Consider the following 17,631-nt stretch of genomic DNA (forward strand, 5'->3'; position numbering starts at 1 on the left):
CGGCCGGCATGTCCCGCCTCCTCAACGCCCTTGATGGCGGCGCCTGTTCAGGGATGCCGGGCAGGTATGTCGTTGCGGGGCCGGGAGCGGCGCCGTAGGGTCACGCTCATGTCCCTGGATGTGCGGTTGCGTCAAGCCCTGCCCGAAGCGATGCGCGCCCGCGACAAGGCGGCGGTGCGAGCGCTGCGCACCGCGCTCGCGGCGCTGGACAACGCCGGAGCGGTGTCGGTCGGAGCGGCCGCACCGCGCGGCCGGTCCATCGAGGAGTCGCCGGTCGGTGCCGGCGCCACGGAGGTGGCGCGGCGTGAGCTGAGCGAGGCCGAGATGGCGGATGTCGTACGCGTGGAGATCGCCGAACGGCTCGCCGCGGCAAGGGAGTTGACGGATCCCGTGCACGCCGAGCGGGCCTCCGGGCTCCATGACGAAGTCGCCGTGCTGCGCCGGTTTCTCGACGGGCCGGAAGGCGACGGAGGTATTGGCTCACGGTAGGGCGTCGGGCACCTCAGGCCGAAGGCCGGCACCCCGTAAGGGATGCCGGCCTTCTCACCGCAGGCGCCGTGGCGGCGGCGCCACCCGGTGGCTGAGGGTGGTCAGCGGTGGCGCCACGACTTGGTGGCGATCACGTGCTTGTGGTTGTCGCGCAGGGTGGCCGTGTCCTTGCTGTTGTCCCAGGCGTAGTCGCGGCGGTTCTGGTAGACGTCGCGGTTGGTGTCACGGCCCTTGCCGGTGTGCACCTTCACGGAGTGGTGGCCGGCCAGGCGCAGGTTGTGGAACGTGTAGCTCTGGTGGGCCCGGTCGGTGAGGGTCCAGCCCCGGAGGTTCACCGTGCCGCGGCCCGTGTTGGTGATGGTGACCCACTCGGCGTTGAGGCTTTTCTGGGAGTGGTCGTCGTGCCCGGGGCTGTCGTACTGGATCGCTCCGAAGACGATGGGGGAGCGGGGGGTCGGCCGGGCGGTGGCCGAGGCGGGGACGGCAGCGGCCGCGGCGAGGCCGGAGGCGGCCAGTACGAGTGCGGCGACGCGGGTGGCGGTGCGAGGAGACATGTGAACTCCCGGTTCTCGACGCCCAGGGCTGGCGCCCGAGGGGGTCGAACGGTGTGAAGACCGGCGCTGGTTCGGCCGGACACCCACACTGTGGCCCGGGTCCGAGCGGGCCGTGCGGAGAAATGCCACACGTGACCAAACAGGGAATATGACACACCGTCAGAGATCACGGCGCGTACGCCCCCGCGCGCGTGGATCACCGCGCTCCCCATGGTGGCGGGAAGCCCACCGGTGGGGCGGGGGGTCAGCCCGTGGGCGGGTCGGGGGGCTGGCCCCATGGTCCGAGTGCCGCTCGTGGGCGACGCTCGAAGCATGTTCCGTACGCCTCTGACCAACGGGTTCCTGCGTACCGCGAGCGCCGCGGCGCACCTCCGGCTGTTCGTCCTCGTCGGTGTCGTCACCGTCCTGGTGACCCGCGCATTCCTGGCGCTCACCGGCTACCCGAAGCTCGGGGGAGGGGCGGGCAACGGCGGCCTGCACATCTCCCACATGCTGTGGGGCGGGCTGCTGATGCTGGCCGGGTTGCTCGTGATGCTGGTGTTCACCGGTGCGGCCTCGCGTCGGCGGGGTGCGGTCGCCGGTGGGGTCGGCTTCGGCCTGTTCATCGACGAGGTGGGGAAACTGGTGGCCACCGACGGCTACTTCTACCGGCCCGCCCCCGGGATCATCTATCTGACGTTCGTCGCGCTGACAGGCCTCGCCTGGTGGGTGACGCGGATGGGACGTGCGGACCGGGCGGCATCGAGCACCATCCGCGCCGCCTCCGCCGCCGACACGGCACTCCAGGGCATCCTGTGCGGCCTGTCCGCCCAGGACCGGAGCGAGGCGCTCGACCGCCTGCGCGCCGGCGGGGCCCCCACCGCCGAACTGGACAAGGCCCTTGTCGCCCTGCTCGAAGCGGTGCCCGAGCGCCCGGCCCCCCGGCCCCACCCGTACGACGCGGCGGTGCGGCGCGCGTATGCGTGGCTGGTCACGCAGGTGTCCGGCACGCGAGGGCTGATCCACCTCGTCGCCTGGGGAACGACCCTTCAGGCGGCGGTCCTGCTGGTCGGGGTGGCGTCCGAAGGACTCACGGGTGGCCTCGCCGGAGAGACCCAGTGGGCGGCCATCGCGGGAGCGCTCGCCTGCTCCCTGGCCTCTCTGGTGCTCTCCGTGCGCGGCACGGCCCTGTTGCGCCGGGACACCAACGCGGCGCTGCGCACCCTGCGCGCCGCACTCCTCGTGGACCTGCTCCTGGGCCAGGTCTTCAAGTTCACGATCAACCAGTTCTCGGGAGTGGCCGGCTGGCTCATCAGCCTGGCGCTGCTCTCCGTACTGTCCCTGCAAGTGACGCACCGTCAGGCTGTGCGGACGAAGGCCTCCGGGCCTCTCTCGGCGACGAGGCAGACGGTGTGACCCGCGTCGGCAGGGGCCTCGGGCCGGGTGTGCCGACGCGGGGCGGATGCCCGCGCCGGCACCGTCTCACGGCATGCTGAGCCAGAGCGCGACGGCCGGGAACAGGAGGACCCCCGTGAGTGTGAGGGAGACCAGCAGGCACCCGGGCTACGCCTCCGCGCCGCCGGTCGCGTCCCGGTGCATCACGGCCTCCCGGACCGAGCGGGCGAGCGCCGCCGTCGTCTCATGGTCCTGGCCCTCGTCCGCGAAACAGACCGTCCCCATGCTGCCCTTGTCGAGCCAGACGCAGTTGAGCATGGGCGCGCCCTGCACCTCGTACGCCATGCACCGCATCGTGCCGCCGAGGCGGCCGGAGTCGGCGTTCCAGTTCGAGCGCGGGGTGAACCCGGGCTCGTCAATGCTCTCCTGGAGGTCGCGGAGCGCGTTGGCCGGCGCATCGTGGAAGTCGCCGGTCGCGCCCCACAGCGCGATCGCGGGGTGTTCGGGGTCCGTCCCGTAGGTGTAGACGTAGGGGTGCCAGTTCCCGCCCGGCACGTCCGGGCCCATCGCGCTCTCCATCCGTGCCTTGACGGGGCCGGCGTCCTGGCGGGCGAATCCCCGCACATGCTCGGGAGCCGCCACGGTGTAGTGCGGGTACGCCGTGTACTGGCGGTAGCTCCACAGGCCCGAGACCGTGCTCGCCGCGACGAGGCCGACGAGGATCGCGGCGCCGGTCGCCAACTCGCGCGAGGTGTACGCCGGGACGGGCGGCATGCTGGGGAGAGCGGGAGCGGAGGGCGTGGCCTCGGGGGGTGCCGGAGGTCGGGCGGCCGCTCGGACGCGGGCGCGTCGCAGCAGGGAGTGGCGCAGCAGAAGCGCGGGAAGCGGGGCGAGGACGGCGAGTCTCGTCCAGCCGGGCAGGTGCAGTGCGGGGACCGACAGGAGTACCCCGGCACACCAGGCCGCGCGAAGGAGCGCCGTGGCCAGGGGCGCCCGCACCATCCAGCGGAGCGGGGCCCGGCCGGGCCCGTTGAGCGCGTCGAGGGTCTCGGCGAGTACGGCCAGGCGGTCGTCGGCGGGGTGGGCCCGGGCCCGGGCGCCGGCCTGTATGGCGGCCGAGCGCGGGTCGGCGGCGGCCAGGGCGACGCGGGCATCGTGGAGCTGGGTCCGCTGTGGCGACGGCGGCCTGGGTCCCCTGAAGCCCAGGGACCCGCCGTGCCGCGCGCGCTGCTCCAGTCGCAGTGCCTGCTGTGAACCGGGCGCCAACTCCGTTACTCGCAGGGCGAGTTCGGGGCCGCGTCGATGGCGGCCGGGCCGTTCGAGATAGTCGCTGGCGAGGCAGAGCTCGGCGTAGGCGGTGAGGAGGTCGAGGTCGTCCGGGAAGGAGTCGAGCCCCTCCCGGTAGGCGGTCTCCGCACGGTCGTCGTGGTCGTCGTCGTCCTCGGCCGCGTGCGCGCGGCCGAGGATCAGCGACAGCCGGGCGTCGGGCCCGTCCGTTGCCAGTGCGCCCCGCGCGGCGTTCCGCGCCTCGGCGAACCGCCCCGCTCGAAAGTTCCGTTCCGCCTCCGCGTACGCGGACATGGCCTCTTCGTGCTCGGCCTGCATTGTTTCCCCACCCCTGATGAACCGGCCGGACCACGTCGAATTGGTTCGGCGCGCAACTATCACTCGGGAGACGGCCCTGGTCAAGGCGCATTTCGCCAGGTGGGCGGGGTGGGCGAGCGACCGGACGTCGGCACCGGGCTCGTGCTTTCGGTCGATGTGGGGGTTGGGCGCGGCGGGGCCAAGGGCCCGCGGATCGAGGACGTGTGGCGAAGGGGGGCGGGGCGGGAGTGGACCAGGCTGGACGGTGCCGCTCCACGGGGGCGGCGACACCCATGACTCCGACCTTCGAGAGGTTGTCCCTTGATGTTCTCCCGGCCGACTCGCACCCTGCGTCACCGCGTGGCCGCCGCCGCGATCGTCACCACCGCCGTCGCGGGGGTGTCCCTCGCCGTGGCCGGCCCGGCGTCCGCCGCGTACGGACCCGACTACGGCGACGCGTGGGTCAACGGCAACGGTTACACCGGCCACTACAGCGACAACTGGACGAAGAAGTACAACAAGGACTACGGCGACGCCTGGACGCCGAAGGTGCCCGCGCACAACCGGGCCGATGTCGCCGTCACCGCGTCCGGTCCCGCGCACATCGACCACAACGAGGAGCAGCTGTGGTCGGTGGTGATCACCAACTCCGGCAAGTCCACGGCCCACAACGTGCGTGCGGTCACCACGCTGCCCAACGGCATCCAGCACCGCGCCCACCGCATCAGCCAGGGCGCCGCCCACGCCACGCTGGGCAGTGACGGCCGGATCGTGGTGACCGCCGACGCGCTCAAGCCGGGCCAGACCGTGCGCCTCCAGATAGCGGGCGTCGGGCCGTCGTACGGGGGTGGCACGGTCCAGCTCGTCACCAAGGCGACCACCTCGTCCCCCGAGCAGACCACCTCCAACAACACCGCGACGGTGCGGACCCGGATCGCCTGACCTGCGCTCCACGGCGCGGAGCGGCCGCTGGTGGCGAGGGTGGTGGAGCCGAGTGAAGAACTTGCTGCAAGTTTCTGAATGTTTTTGCGTCAACTCTTGACGGGGTATCGGCCGCGGAGGGATGGTCTTCCTCACGCAACCCAGCCCGGCCGCTTCGGCGGTCACCCGCGCCCAACGCCGGCGCGGGTGGCCGGTGTTCGGCACGGGACACCCGAGCGCCGGGTTCGTCACGCCTCGTGACGGACCCGGCGCGCGGGGTGCCGGCGGCAGGCGGGTTGTGCGGAGCCGTGGTGTCGGCCGACACCACGGGTCACCTCCCCGCAGCCGGACCACGCCGGGCAGCCACCTCCCCATGGCCGCCGCCACGGTGCGGACCGACGCTGCCCCCACCAGTTCAGGGAGCCGCCATGTCCGCACCAACGAGCCCCGCGCCCTGTGCGCCACCGCTCACCCGCCGCCGCGCCTCGGCGACGCTGCTCGCCGCCGGAGCACTGCTCGCCGGGGCGATCCTGCCCGTCGCCTTCCAGGGCACGGCACAGGCCGCCACCGCCAACGGCGGCGACGTGATCGCCAACCTCTTCGAGTGGAACTGGAAGTCGGTCGGTCAGGAATGTACGACTGTGCTCGGCCCCAAGGGGTACGGAGCCGTCCAGGTCGCTCCGCCCGGGGACTCGATCCGGCTCGGCAACGGCACCCACCCCTGGTGGGACGTCTACCAGCCGGTGGGTTACGACCTGAACAGCCGCATGGGCACGGAGGCGCAGTTCGCCGCCATGGTGACGGCCTGCCACAACGCGGGCGTCAAGGTGTACGCGGACGCGGTCATCAACCACACCGCCGGTGCCAACCAGACCAGCACCGACTCCTACGGCGGCGCCGGCTTCAACCCGTCGGCCTACTCCTACGGCAGCATCGGCTACGACCGCTCCAGCTTCCACGACTACCCGGCCAACTGTCCCAACGCCGGGAACACCATCAACGACTGGAACAGCGCGCAGCAGGTCCAGGAGTGTCAACTGGTGTCGCTGTCCGACCTGTACACCGAGAAGGACGACGTCCGCTCGAAGATCGCCGGGTATCTCAACAAGCTGGTGGGATACGGCGTCGACGGCTTCCGGGTGGACGCCGCCAAGCACATCGCGCAGGCCGACATGGCTGCCATCCTCGGCAAGGTCGGCGACACCCGCTGGGGCGGCCGCCCCTACGTCTACCAAGAGGTCATCCCGGGTGGCACCGGACAGCTCGCGCCCAGCGCCTTCGAGGGCAACGGCAGCGTCCTGGAGTTCACCTACGCCCACAAACTGAAGGACCAGTTCAACGGCAGCATCGCCAACTTGCGTACCTTCGGACAGAGTTGGGGCCTTGAGCCGAGCGACAAGTCCGCGGTCATGGTGACCAACCACGACCTGGAACGCGACAACAGCACGCTGAACTACAAGGACGGCTCCAAGTACGTCCTGGCCCACATCTTCGAACTCGCCTGGGGCTACGGCACCCCGCAGGTCCACTCCGGGTTCCGCTTCACCAACGGCGACGACTCCCCGCCCGCCGACGCGGGCGGCCATGTCACCGACACCGACTGCTCCTCGGGCGCGTGGACCTGTACCGACCGCGACCAGGGCATCGCCAACATGGTGGGCTGGCACAACGCCGCCAAGGGCCAGGGCGTGGCCAACTGGTGGGACAACGGCGGCAACGCCATCGCGTTCAGCCGGGGCAAGGCGGCCTGGGTCGCCATCAACAACGGTGGCAGCGCACTCACCCAGACCTTCAGCACCGGCCTCGCGGCGGGAACGTACTGCGACGTCATTCACGGAGCCCCGGCCACCTCGGGCGGCTGCTCGGGACCCGCGGTGACGGTCACCTCCTCGGGGCAGGCCACGGTCACGGTCGGCGCGGGTGACGCGGTGGCGCTGTACGGGACGGGCACCTCGTGCACGAGCGGCTGCCCGACACCGCCGCCGACCCCCTCGCCCACGACGTCCGGCACGGTCGCCGAAACCTTCCACGAGACCAAGTCCACCGTCTGGGGCCAGAACGTGTACGTGGTCGGCTCGATCCCGGCCCTCGGCAACTGGGACCCGAACACGGCCGTCGCCCTCTCCTCCGCGTCCTACCCCGTGTGGTCCGCCACCGTCGGCATCCCGGCAAGCACGCGCTTCGAGTACAAGTACATCGTCAAGGACGGCTCGGGGAACGTCACGTGGGAGTCCGGCGCCAACCGCGTCCACACCGCCGCGGCCTCCGGTTCCGAGACCCTCGACGACACCTGGAAGTAGCCGCCCGGGGAGGGGCGCCGTGACCCGATGGCCGCGGCGCCCGGAACCGGACGTTCACGCGGCCCGGCTGTGCAGCGCGCGGTGGGCCCGGATCAGATCCGCGTAGCGGTGGCCGCTGGACTTGATGGTGCGGGCCTGCGTGCGGTAGTCGACATGGACCAGGCCGAAGCGCTTGTCGTAGCCGTACGCCCACTCGAAGTTGTCCAGGAGCGACCAGGCGAAGTAGCCGGCGAGCGGGGCGCCCCGGCGGACCGCGGAGGCGCAGGCCGCCAGGTGGCGCTCCAGGTAGTCCGTGCGCTCCGGGTCGTCGATGGACCCGTCGGACCGGACCACGTCGGGGAAGGACGAGCCGTTCTCCGTGACGTAGATCTTGCGCGCGCCGTACTCGTCGGTGAGGCGCATGAGCAGGGACTCGATGCCCTCCGCCTCGATCTCCCAGTCCATGCCGGTACGCGGCACGTCCTCCCGGCGGATCGAACGGCCGTGGGGGACCGGCCCGTTCGGGTCGTCGACGACGTAGGCCGGGAAGTAGTAGTTGAGGCCCAGCCAGTCGAGCGGGGCGGCGATGGCGTCCAGGTCGCCCGGCCGCTCGGGCAGGTCCACGCCGTACACCTCGCGCATGTCGGCGGGGAAGCCGCGGCCGTGGACGGGGTCCAGCCACCAGCGGTTGACGTGGCCGTCCACCCGCCGTGCGGCGGCCCGGTCCTCGGGGCGGTCGGTGGCCGCGTGCACGGGCGAGAGGTTGTTGACGACGCCGATCTCCGCGCCCGGCGCCGCCGCCCGGACGGCCTGCGTGGCGAGGCCGTGGCCCAGCAGGAGGTGGTAGGAGGCACGGACCGCCGCGGTCAGGTCGGTGAGGCCGGGAGCCATCCTGCCTTCCAGGTGCCCGATCCAGGCCGAGCACAGCGGCTCGTTGAGGGTGGCCCAGTGGGACACCCGGTCGCCCAGGCGCTCGGCGACGATCGAGGCGTACGCGGCGAAGTGCTCGGCGGTCTCCCGCTCGGGCCACCCGCCCCGGTCCTGGAGGAGCTGCGGGAGGTCCCAGTGGTAGAGGGTGGCGGACGGGGTGATCCCGGCCGCGAGGAGGCCGTCGATCAGCCGGTCGTAGAAGTCGAGGCCCTTGGCGTTGACCGCGCCGTCGCCGCCCGGCACCACGCGGGGCCACGCGATGGACAACCGGTAGGCGTCCACGCCCAGTTGGCGCATCAGCGACACGTCCTGCGGCCAGCGGTGGTAGTGGTCGCACGCGGTGTCCCCGTGGTCGTCGTTGTCGATCCTTCCGGGGGTGTGGGAGAAGGTGTCCCAGATGGACGGCGCTCGGCCGTCCTCGTCGACGGCCCCCTCGATCTGGTAGGCCGAGGTGGCCGTGCCCCACAGGAAGTCGTGCGGAAGTGCGGCGAGGTCGATCGGTGCGGACACGGAAGTCCCTTTCCGGGTAAGGGTGTTGGTCACTTGACGGCGCCCGCCGTCAGACCGGTGACGAGGTAGCGCTGAAGCAGCAGGAATCCCGCGACCACGGGGACGCTCACCACGAGCGAGGCGGCCATGATCTGGTTCCAGTACACGTCGTTGAGCGTGGAGTAGCCCTGGAGTCCCACGGCGAGGGTGCGGGTTTCGTCATTGGTCATGACGGACGCGAACAGGACTTCGCCCCAGGCGGTCATGAAGGCGTAGACGGCGACCGCGACGATGCCGGGGATGGCGGCCGGCACCACGACGCGGAACAGCGCGCCGAGCGGCCCGCAGCCGTCCACCAGGGCCGCCTCGTCCAGATCGCGCGGCACCGAGTCGAAGTAGCCGATCAGCATCCAGATGGAGAACGGCAGCGAGAAGGTGAGGTACGTCAGGATCAGGCCGCCGCGCGAGCCGAACAGGGCCACTCCGGTGGCGTTGCCGATGTTGACGTAGATCAGGAAGAGGGGGAGCAGGAACAGGATGCCCGGGAACATCTGCGTGGACAGCACGGTGACCGTGAAGACCCGCTTGCCGCGGAAGGAGTACCGGCTGACCGCGTACGCCGCGAACACCGCGATGATCACCGAGCAGACGGTGGCGGAGCCCGCCACGAGCAGCGAGTTCACGAAGTACCGCGCGAGCGGGACGGTCGACCAGATGTCGATGTACGGGCGGATCGTCAGGCCGCTGGGCACCCAGCGGAACGTGCCGGAGACGTCCTGAAGGGGCTTGAGCGAGCTGGACACCATGACGTAGACGGGCAGCAGCACGAAGCCCGCGAGCAGGGTGAGGAAGACGCGCCGGGACCACAGGAAGGAGCGCGGCGGCGCCATGGGCGAGGGGGCCGGGCGAACGGGCGGCCGGGGCGCCTCGGCGGTGCTAGACATCGGCCGTCCTCCTTCCTCGGGAGGTGAGCAGCAGATAGGCGCCCGTCACGACCAGCAGGAACAGCAGCAGCAGGACGGACATCGCCGAGCCGGTGCCGAAGTTCCAGGTGACGAACGACGACTGGTAGATGTGGATGGAGATCAGGTCGGCGGCCGCGGGCGCCGACTTGCCGAACAGGACGTACGGCGTGTTGAAGTCGTTGAACGTCCACAGGAACAGCACCAGCACGAGCACCTGGTTGACCGGGCGCAGCGAGGGGAGGGTGATGCGGCGGATCTGCTGCCACATCCCCGCTCCGTCCAGCGCGGCGGCCTCGTACAGCTCCCTCGGGATGTTCTGGAGGCCGGCCATCACGATGAGGAACGCGAACGGCCAGCCCTTCCACACCGACACGGTCAGCAGCGCGTAGAAGCTGTTGTCGCCGATGAGCCAGAAGGAGGGCTTGTCCGTCAGGTGCAACTGGTCGTGCAGCACGTGGTTCACCAGGCCGTTGTCGTGCTGGAACATGAACGCCCAGGTGATGACGGCCGCGTACACCGGCAGCGCGTACGGCACCAGGAACACGGTCCGCAGCAGACCTCGGCCGCGGAAGGCGTCCTGCATGTAGACGGCCGCCGCGGTGCCGATCAGCCAGCACAGGCTCACGGACAGCAGGGTGAAGACCACCGTGACGAGGAAGGAGTGCAGCAGGGCCTCGCCGACCGCGCCGTGGAAGTCCACCGCCAGGCGGTAGTTGTCGGTGCCGGACCAGGGGGCGGCGCCCCATTCGCGGATGTAGAACTGGGTGAGCTCCTTGAAGCTCATGGTGACGCCGATGACCATCGGCACCAGATGGACGAGGAGTTCGAGGAGGAGCGCGGGCAGCAGGAGCAGATAGGGCAGTCCGATGCGCCTGATCCGCCCGGGGCGGCGCGGGCCGCGCGCCGCCCCGGGGGAGTGCTCGGGCGCCGGCCGCGTGTCCGCGGGAGGGGCCGTGGTCGTCATGAGGCTGCCGGCCCTCACTTCGCGGGCATCTGCTGCTGGGCCTTTTGCAGCTTGGCCCGTACCGATTCGGTGGTCACCGCCCTGCCGGCCGCCGCGTCGGCGAACAGGTCCTTCACCGCCGTGCCCACGGCCGTCTCGAACTGGGACTCGTCGGCGACCTGCGGCAGCGCCTGCGCACTGGCCGCCAGGGTCTGGCGGAGCACCGCGGTGCCCTGGGAGTTGAACGCCGCGTCCAACTGGGCGGCCTTGACCGGGGGAATGGAGCCGTAGGTGGCGTTGAGCAGCTTCTGCTCCTCGTCGCTGGTCATGAACTTCACGAACCGCGCGGCGCCGTCGAGGTTGTGGGTGTTCTTGAAGACGGCCATGTTGATGCCGGCCACCATCGAGTTGGTCTGGGCCCCGCTGCCGGGCGCCCCGGACTGGACGGGCGCGGCCGTCACGCCCCACTCGGAGTCCTTCATGCCCATCGACTTGAAGGTGGCCGAGGCGGTCTGCCACAGCACCATCCCCGTCTTTCCCTTGGCGAAGTCGCTCAGGGACTGGTTCTGGGCGTACTCGGCGTTGCTCTGATTGACGATCCTGTCCTTCGCCATCAAATCGACGTACTGCTTGACGGCCGCGACCGTCCCCTCGCCGGTGAAGCTGGGCTTGCCGTCCGTGGTGAAGAAGTCGGCGCCGTGCTGCTTGGCCAGGACGAAGACCTGGTGGATGTTGTTCGACAGGTTGGAGCCCTCGGCCCCCAGACCGTTCCTGCCGGTGGCCTCGATCTTCTTGCCGTCGGCGACCAACTCGTCCCAGGTGACGGGCGGCTTGCTGATGCCCGCCTCGGTGAAGGCCTGCTTGTTGTAGTAGAGCGCGTACGCCATCGAGTAGAGCGGGACGGCGGCCGGGTCCTTGCCGGCGGCGCCGGTCGAGCCGAGGGCGGAGTCGACGAACCGGTCCTTGCCGCCGATCTTGGCGAAGTTCGCCGCGTCCCACGGCAGCAGCGCACCGGTCGCCTGGAGGGAGGCGCTCCAGCTGTTGCCGATGTTCATCACGTCCGGGCCCTGGCCCGAGGTGGTCGCGGTCAGGATCCGGTTCAGCAGATCCGACCAGGGCACGACCTCCAGCTTCACCTTGATGCCCGTCTGCTTCTCGAACTTGTCGAGCTCGGGCCGGAGGATCTTCTCGTCCGCCGAGATGCTGGCGCCCTGGTTCGAGGCCCAGTAAGTGAGCGTCTTGGGCGAGTCGTTGGACCCGCCGCCGGTGGCCGAACCGCCTCCGCAGGCCGTGGCCGTGAGGGCGAGAGAGAGGGTGGCGGCGCCTATGGCCGCGGCTCGCATGGTGCGCATGGCCCTGGTGTCCCTTTCCGGGAGTGGAAAGCCGTGGGGGTGCCTCAGGGGAAGCCTGTACGGCGTTCGACTCCTGAAGGTCCACATGGCTTAATTTAAGACGTGAGTTAAGCGGCGTCGGAAGTGAGGCGTCAAGAGGTAGAGCAGGGTGCCTCACCCAACGAACTCGTTCGGCCGGGCCGCCGGGCCCGGACACCGCTGTCCTGATCGCCCGTGACCTGCGACGCGATGGGCACGCCGGAGTTTTGCAACGGTTGGATTTCGGCGGACGGCCGGGCCGCCACTGATGGGCCGTCAACTGACGCCTGAACAGCGTCAGTCGGGGCAGCCAGAGATGCCGCGTCGTTACGCGGTCTCGCGCACGACCAGTTCGGGGTCGAAGACCACGGACGTCGGGTCGGTGCGTTCGCCCCGGATGTGCTGGTCGAGGAGGCGGGCCATCTCCGCCGCCATCCGCTCGACCGGCTGACGGATCGTGGTCAGCGGAGGACGGCAGGACAGGGCGATTCCGGAGTCGTCGAACCCGATCACCGCGACGTCGTCCGGCACCCGCAGCCCCCGCTCCCGCAGCAACTGGCAGACACCCTGGGCCATGAGGTCGTTGGCCGCGAACACCCCGTCCACGTCCGGGTGTTCCGCGAGCAGCGCCGTCATGGCGGTGATGCCGCTGTCCAGCGTGAAGCCCCCTTCGGCGAGGGGGACGTACGGGTGGCCACCACGCGCCATCGTGTCGCGGAACCCCGCGAGACGTTCCCGGCTCGCGGACACGGCCAGCGGGCCGGTCACCGTCGCCGGCCGGCGGCAGCCACGTTCCAGAAGGGCAAGCGCCGCGAGCCGGCCGCCGTCGCGGTGGTCCAGATCCACATAGCTCAGCGGAACCGCCGGCGTCGGCCGCGCGAACAGGACGGTGGGCAGCTTCGCCGCGGCCAGCAGCGTGGGCAGCGGGTCGTCGGCGTGGGTGGAGACGACCAGCGCGCCGTCCGCGCGGCCCTGGCGCAGATAGGTGAGTACCTCGTGCCGGTCGTCCTCGGACTCGGCGAACATCAGGACCGGGTGCATCGACCGCGGGCGCAGAAACCCCACGACCCCCGCGACCACCCTGCCGAAGAACGGATCGGCGAACACCCGGGCGGCGAAAGCCTCTTGGCTCTCCTCCGGGCCGCTCCCCGCTCCGGACACCACCAGGGCGATGGTCTCGGCGCGCCGGGTCACCAGCGAACGGGCCGCCCGGTTGGGGGCGTAACCCGTCCGCTCGATCGCCCGCTGCACCTGTTCCTGGATCGCCGGATCCACGTTGCGGACACCGTTGACGACCCGGGACACGGTCGCCCGGGAGACGCCCGCCTCGCGGGCGACGTCCTCCAGGGTGGGGGCCTGCCTGCTCATGCCCCGCACCTTAACGGCACGTCGGGGGCACGGTATAGAGCGCTCTCCCTCCCACTCCGCCGGGCGGCCCACCCGGGATCCACCGCTCTCGCGCGCCGCTCAGTCGGCGGGTGTCAGCTCCACTTCCCGGTCCAGCGGCAGGTCCCCCGCCGACGGACCCGCCAGCACCCGGCACACACCCGGCTCGGTACGCCACCGGCCCGTCCGCTCGTCCCAGTGCCGGAGCGCCCGCGCCGGGACGTGCACCGACGCGGTCACCGACTCGCCGGGGCGGGCTCGCACGGCCGTATACCCCGCGAACCACCGCTCGGGGTACGCCACCGCGGCGCCCGGGCGCGCCAGATACACCTGGACGACTTCACGGCCGGCCCGCGCCCCGGTGTTGCGCACCCGGACCCGCACGGTGAACGACTCACCCGCCCGCACCGACGAAGGGCCGCTCACCTCCTCGTAGGCCCACGTCGTGTAACCCAGCCCATGACCGAACCAGTAGGCCGGTGTGCGACCCGCCCGCAGCCAGCCCCGGTGCCCGATGTGCGGGCCCTCGGTATAGGCGAGGCGTCCGTCGCGCGGCCGGGTGTCGATGACGGGCGCGTCCTTTAGGACGGCGGGCCACGTAGTGGGGAGCCGGCCGCCGGGTTCCGTACGGCCGAACAGGACGTCGGCCAGCGCCGAGCCGCCCTCCTGCCCGGGAAACCAGGCGAGCAGCAGCGCGCCCACCTCCTGCCGCCAGGGCATCTCGATGGGACCTCCGCTGTTGACGATCACCACCGTGCGGGGGTTGGCGGCGGCCACCGCGCGGACCAGGGCGTCCTGGTCGGCCCCCAGCCGCAGGTGCGTACGGTCGCGGCCCTCGCACTCGTCGTCCTCCGTGGTGCCGACGACGACGATCGCCGCGTCCGCCGCGTGTGCCGCCCGCGCGGCGGCATCGAGCGCCGCCGCCGTGTCGGGGGCGGGCGGCGCGGCGCTCACGACCAGCGCGCGACCGGTGTCCGGAGCGAGTTCGCGGCGCGCGACGAGGAGCGGAGAAGTCCCCGCGACCAGCTCGGCGTCCGCCCGGTGGACCGCCGGAGTGACATGGATCAGGGCCGGGTCGTCGGTGTCCTTGGGGAAGTCCCCTGCCAGGAGTTCGGCTCCGTCCAGGTGCAGGGTCATCCGTCCGAATCCGGCGATGCCCAGCGTCCAGGTGCCCGAGGTGTGCGGTCGCAGCCGCGCCCTGATCTCCACCGTGTGGGCGCCGGGTGGCACGGGGGGCTCCAACTGCCGTGCACAGGCCCGGTGTTCGGCGTACAGCTCGGTTCCGTCGGCGGCCAGGACCCGCAGCAGAACGCCCGGGGCCCCGGAGTCCGGATCGGTGCACCAGCTCCCGTCCAGGGCGGGCGGCGGTCCGGCGGGCGCGGGCCCCGGCACATGCACCACCGTGGCCCGGCCGCGCAGCCGGGCCCGGATGCCCTCCAGAACACTGACCTCGCCCTGGGGGAACACGCCGGCGCTGCCACCGCCCTGGGTGCGGGTGCGCGCGGCGTGGGCGCCGACGACGGCCACCGTCGCGAGCCCCTCGGCGTCCAGCGGCAGGACGTTCCGATTGGCCAGCAGGACCGTCCCGGCGGCCGCCGCCCTGCGCACGAGGGACCGCACCGCACCCGGGCGAGGGTACGGGCGGCCCTCGGCAAGGGGAGCCGGGCCGAGCGCGCCCAGCCAGTCCGCCTGCCGCAACAGATGACGCACCTTGGCGTCCACGAGACGCTGGTCCACCTCCCCCCGCTCCAGCGCCCGCACCAGCGCCCCGCCCCACACCCCCTCGGGCCCCGGCATCACCAGGTCGAGCCCGGCCCGCGCGGTCTCCCCGGTGGTGCGCGCCGCTCCCCAGTCGGAGACGACGACACCGGCGAACCCCCACTCGGTGCGCAAGGGTGCGTTCAGGAGTGAACTCGCGGTCGTTGTCGTGCCGTTGACCGCGTTGTAGCCCGCCATGACGAGCCGGACTCCGGCCGCCACGGCCGCCTCGAACGGCGCGAGGTACACCTCGCGCAGCGTCCGCTCGTCGACCCGGACGTCCACGGTCAGCCGGTCCGTCTCGGAGTCGTTGGCCACATAGTGCTTGGCCGTGGCGGCCACCTGGTGGGCCTGGATGCCCCGCACCAGGGCGGCCCCCATGCGCCCGGTCAGCTCGGGATCCTCCGAGAAGCACTCGAAGTGCCGTCCGCCGAGCGGGCTGCGGTGCAGATTGAGGTTGGGCGCGAGGACCACGTGCACGCCCTTGCGCCGCGCCTCCAGGGCGAGGAGCGAGCCGAGCCGCTCGACGAGCGGCTCGTCCCACGTCGCGGCGAGCGCGGTGGCCGAGGGCAGCAGCACCGCCGTGCGCCGTTCGTCCCACGAGGGGCCGCGCACCCCGGCCGGACCGTCCGACATCACCCAAGGCCGCAGCTCGACGGCCGGCTCCGCCGCCGTGCGCCAGGTGTCGGCGCCGGTGAGCAGCGCGACCTTCGCCTCCGGTGTGAGTTTGTCGATCAGCCGGTCGAGCTCGTCCTCGTCCCTCATCCCGCCCCCTCCTCGTCGATCCCCACACCCCGAAGGTGATGGAGCGTCAGTTGTAGACGCCGAACTCGTACAGCGAATAGCCGTAACCCGTCCCGCGCGCCGTCCCGTTGATCCGGACGTAGCGGCCGGTGCCATGGACGTCGAAGTCGTCCACCCCTCCATTGCCGTCGGTCACGGTGCGCACGGTCTGCCAGTTCTGGCCGTCGTCCGAGGTCTGGATGGTGTAGGCCTTGGCGTAGGACGCCTCCCACAGCAGCTGCACATGGGAGAAGGACGTGCGTGTGCCGAGGTCGACGCGCAGCCACTGCGGATCGCTCCAGTCGCTGGCCCAGCGGGTGGTGGTGTTGCCGTCCACCGCGTTCGCCGCCGTGCACGGGCAGTCGCCGTAGCTCGCCTGGAAGGACGACGCGGTGGCGGGCTTGCCCCGGGCCACGTTGGTGCCGCTCACCACGGGCGGCACCACCTTGATGGAGCGCGTCTCCACCCCGACGTTGCCGTGTCCGTCGGTCGTCTTGACGTAGACCTTCCAGACACCGGGCCGGTCGGGTGCCGTGAACTTCAGCCGGCCGCCACCGAGGTTGGTGAACGGCAGGGACACCAACTGCTTGCTTCCGTCGAGGTAGTTGCTGTTGTCCAGGACCTCGTAGGTGATCGGATCGCCGTTGGGGTCGGTGGCCCGGACGTCCAGGATGGCGTCGCGCCCCGCCTGGACAGTGGCGGCACCGCCCTCGACGTCCAGGGCGGAGATGACGGGCGGGGTGTTGTCGCGGGAGGTGTCCGCGCCGTAGGCCCGCTTCACCGCGTAGTACGAAAGACGCTTCTGTCCGGCGGGCAGCAGGTTGAACCAGATGCCGCCGAAGTCGTACTCCGTCCCGTAGTGGAACAGGGTCGCACCCAGAGCGACACCCCTGTGCCCGGTGACGCAGCCCCACGCCCGGGTGTAACCGTCGGCCTTCGCCTGGTCGGTGGGTTCCTGGGGCACCCCGTTGGCGTCGTGGGGCACCTCCCACTCGCCGGCCGGCCCGGTCTCGGTGATGATGTACGGCTTGGTGTAACCCCCTTGCTCCCAGGCCGGCTTGACATCACACACGGCGTTGTAGGAGTTGACCGCGTACAGGTCGAGGTCGGGGGCGTTCTTCTTGAAGTACGGCCACGCGCCGACCCAGGCGTCCGTCGAGGTGACCGGGTGGTTCGGGTCGATGCCGTGGATCTTCTTGGTGATGTCGTTGACGAGGGTGGTGTAGGCGGTGCGCTGCCGCTCCAGCTCGTCGCCGCTGTAGCAGTTCTGGAGCCCGAGCACGGACTCGTTGCCGACGTCCCACATCAGCACCCCGGGATTGTCCTTGTAGGTCTGCACCCACTTGGGGAACTCGTCGAGTACCTGGTTCTTGTACGTGGTGTCGGTGAGGTAGTTGACGCAGCCGCCCGAACCGGGCCCGCCACCGGGCTGGAGCCAGAAACCGGCGATGACCTTGATGCCGTGGGCCGCCGCCGAGTCGAAGAGCGGTTTGCTGGAGGCGTCGGTGCCCCAGGTGCGAATGGTGTTGACGCCCATCGACTGGAGGTCGGGCATATACCTGTCGGCGTCCGCGACCGACGGGCCCCAGGTCAGGCCCTTGATCTGGTACGGCCGCCCGTCCACGGCGAGCTGCCAGTTGCCTTGCGTGCCCGTCACCTTGACGACGCTTCCGGCGGCGTGGGCGGTGGTCGCCGGGAGGGCGGCAAGGGCGCCGGCGGCAAGGACCCCCGCGGTCAGGGGGGCCAGCAGACGGCGTGGGCGGGTGTGCGGTGGTCGGCTCATGGTGGGTCCTTTTCACAGGGGTG

Annotated in this window: 13 protein-coding genes; 4 read left to right on the plus strand and 9 right to left on the minus strand. The window is 71.2% G+C overall.

Annotated elements, in window-relative coordinates; all coding sequences use genetic code 11:
• Window positions 1-108: 108 nt before the first annotated feature.
• Window positions 109-489 (plus strand): hypothetical protein, encoded by a 381-nt coding sequence (locus N4G70_RS09330; protein WP_261712028.1) that lies wholly within the window; start codon window positions 109-111, stop codon window positions 487-489.
• Between the two features lie 101 nt (window positions 490-590).
• On the opposite strand, the gene N4G70_RS09335 is transcribed toward N4G70_RS09330, so the two are convergent.
• On the minus strand, window positions 591-1,043 hold the full coding sequence (locus N4G70_RS09335; protein WP_261712029.1) for a lamin tail domain-containing protein: 453 nt from the start codon (window positions 1,041-1,043) through the stop codon (window positions 591-593).
• A gap of 312 nt (window positions 1,044-1,355) precedes the next feature.
• Here N4G70_RS09335 and N4G70_RS09340 point away from each other — a divergent pair, with 312 nt between their 5' ends.
• Complete coding sequence (locus tag N4G70_RS09340; RefSeq protein WP_261712030.1) at window positions 1,356-2,438, plus strand: hypothetical protein; 1,083 nt, start codon at window positions 1,356-1,358, stop codon at window positions 2,436-2,438.
• Window positions 2,439-2,585: 147 nt separating this feature from the next.
• On the opposite strand, the gene N4G70_RS09345 is transcribed toward N4G70_RS09340, so the two are convergent.
• A complete protein-coding gene (locus tag N4G70_RS09345; protein WP_261712031.1) occupies window positions 2,586-4,022 on the minus strand; it encodes a hypothetical protein in 1,437 nt (478 codons plus the stop codon).
• Window positions 4,023-4,361: 339 nt separating this feature from the next.
• On the opposite strand from N4G70_RS09345, the gene N4G70_RS09350 reads away from it, so the two are divergent.
• A complete protein-coding gene (locus tag N4G70_RS09350) occupies window positions 4,362-4,943 on the plus strand; it encodes a DUF11 domain-containing protein (RefSeq protein WP_261712032.1) in 582 nt (193 codons plus the stop codon).
• A gap of 407 nt (window positions 4,944-5,350) precedes the next feature.
• Complete coding sequence (locus tag N4G70_RS09355) at window positions 5,351-7,222, plus strand: carbohydrate-binding module family 20 domain-containing protein (protein WP_261712033.1); 1,872 nt, start codon at window positions 5,351-5,353, stop codon at window positions 7,220-7,222.
• Between the two features lie 54 nt (window positions 7,223-7,276).
• On the opposite strand, the gene N4G70_RS09360 is transcribed toward N4G70_RS09355, so the two are convergent.
• From N4G70_RS09360 to N4G70_RS09390, 7 genes are all read right to left on the minus strand, one after another.
• Entirely contained in the window at window positions 7,277-8,641 is a 1,365-nt protein-coding gene (locus N4G70_RS09360; protein ID WP_261712034.1) for a GH1 family beta-glucosidase, read from the minus strand.
• 29 nt (window positions 8,642-8,670) lie between these two features.
• Complete coding sequence (locus tag N4G70_RS09365; protein WP_261712035.1) at window positions 8,671-9,564, minus strand: carbohydrate ABC transporter permease; 894 nt, start codon at window positions 9,562-9,564, stop codon at window positions 8,671-8,673.
• Complete coding sequence (locus tag N4G70_RS09370) at window positions 9,557-10,549, minus strand: carbohydrate ABC transporter permease (protein ID WP_261712036.1); 993 nt, start codon at window positions 10,547-10,549, stop codon at window positions 9,557-9,559. Before N4G70_RS09370 ends, N4G70_RS09365 begins: the two co-directional genes overlap by 8 nt.
• 14 nt (window positions 10,550-10,563) lie before the next feature.
• The gene (locus N4G70_RS09375; RefSeq protein WP_261712037.1) at window positions 10,564-11,880 is read right to left on the minus strand and encodes an ABC transporter substrate-binding protein; all 1,317 of its coding nucleotides are present in this window, start codon (window positions 11,878-11,880) and stop codon (window positions 10,564-10,566) included.
• Between the two features lie 345 nt (window positions 11,881-12,225).
• Window positions 12,226-13,266 carry a LacI family DNA-binding transcriptional regulator gene (locus N4G70_RS09380; RefSeq protein WP_261712038.1) on the minus strand — a complete coding sequence of 347 codons (1,041 nt, stop codon included), beginning with the start codon at window positions 13,264-13,266 and terminating at the stop codon, window positions 12,226-12,228.
• Window positions 13,267-13,365: 99 nt separating this feature from the next.
• Complete coding sequence (locus tag N4G70_RS09385) at window positions 13,366-15,807, minus strand: glycoside hydrolase family 3 C-terminal domain-containing protein (RefSeq protein WP_261712039.1); 2,442 nt, start codon at window positions 15,805-15,807, stop codon at window positions 13,366-13,368.
• A 46-nt stretch (window positions 15,808-15,853) separates the two neighbouring features.
• Complete coding sequence (locus N4G70_RS09390; protein WP_261712040.1) at window positions 15,854-17,608, minus strand: discoidin domain-containing protein; 1,755 nt, start codon at window positions 17,606-17,608, stop codon at window positions 15,854-15,856.
• Between the last annotated feature and the right edge of the window lie 23 nt (window positions 17,609-17,631).

Source organism: Streptomyces sp. ASQP_92 (assembly GCF_025399895.1).
Taxonomy (GTDB): domain Bacteria; phylum Actinomycetota; class Actinomycetes; order Streptomycetales; family Streptomycetaceae; genus Streptomyces.

What these genes read in the sequence shown, in the direction of transcription:
- N4G70_RS09330 (WP_261712028.1), top strand. Translation starts at nt 109, where the DNA reads ATGTCCCTGGATGTGCGGTTGCGTCAAGCCCTGCCCGAAGCGATGCGC.
- N4G70_RS09335 (WP_261712029.1), bottom strand. Translation starts at nt 1,043, where the DNA reads ATGTCTCCTCGCACCGCCACCCGCGTCGCCGCACTCGTACTGGCCGCC.
- N4G70_RS09340 (WP_261712030.1), top strand. Translation starts at nt 1,356, where the DNA reads ATGTTCCGTACGCCTCTGACCAACGGGTTCCTGCGTACCGCGAGCGCC.
- N4G70_RS09345 (WP_261712031.1), bottom strand. Translation starts at nt 4,022, where the DNA reads ATGCAGGCCGAGCACGAAGAGGCCATGTCCGCGTACGCGGAGGCGGAA.
- N4G70_RS09355 (WP_261712033.1), top strand. Translation starts at nt 5,351, where the DNA reads ATGTCCGCACCAACGAGCCCCGCGCCCTGTGCGCCACCGCTCACCCGC.
- N4G70_RS09365 (WP_261712035.1), bottom strand. Translation starts at nt 9,564, where the DNA reads ATGTCTAGCACCGCCGAGGCGCCCCGGCCGCCCGTTCGCCCGGCCCCC.
- N4G70_RS09370 (WP_261712036.1), bottom strand. Translation starts at nt 10,549, where the DNA reads ATGACGACCACGGCCCCTCCCGCGGACACGCGGCCGGCGCCCGAGCAC.
- N4G70_RS09375 (WP_261712037.1), bottom strand. Translation starts at nt 11,880, where the DNA reads ATGCGCACCATGCGAGCCGCGGCCATAGGCGCCGCCACCCTCTCTCTC.
- N4G70_RS09380 (WP_261712038.1), bottom strand. Translation starts at nt 13,266, where the DNA reads ATGAGCAGGCAGGCCCCCACCCTGGAGGACGTCGCCCGCGAGGCGGGC.
- N4G70_RS09385 (WP_261712039.1), bottom strand. Translation starts at nt 15,807, where the DNA reads ATGAGGGACGAGGACGAGCTCGACCGGCTGATCGACAAACTCACACCG.
- N4G70_RS09390 (WP_261712040.1), bottom strand. Translation starts at nt 17,608, where the DNA reads ATGAGCCGACCACCGCACACCCGCCCACGCCGTCTGCTGGCCCCCCTG.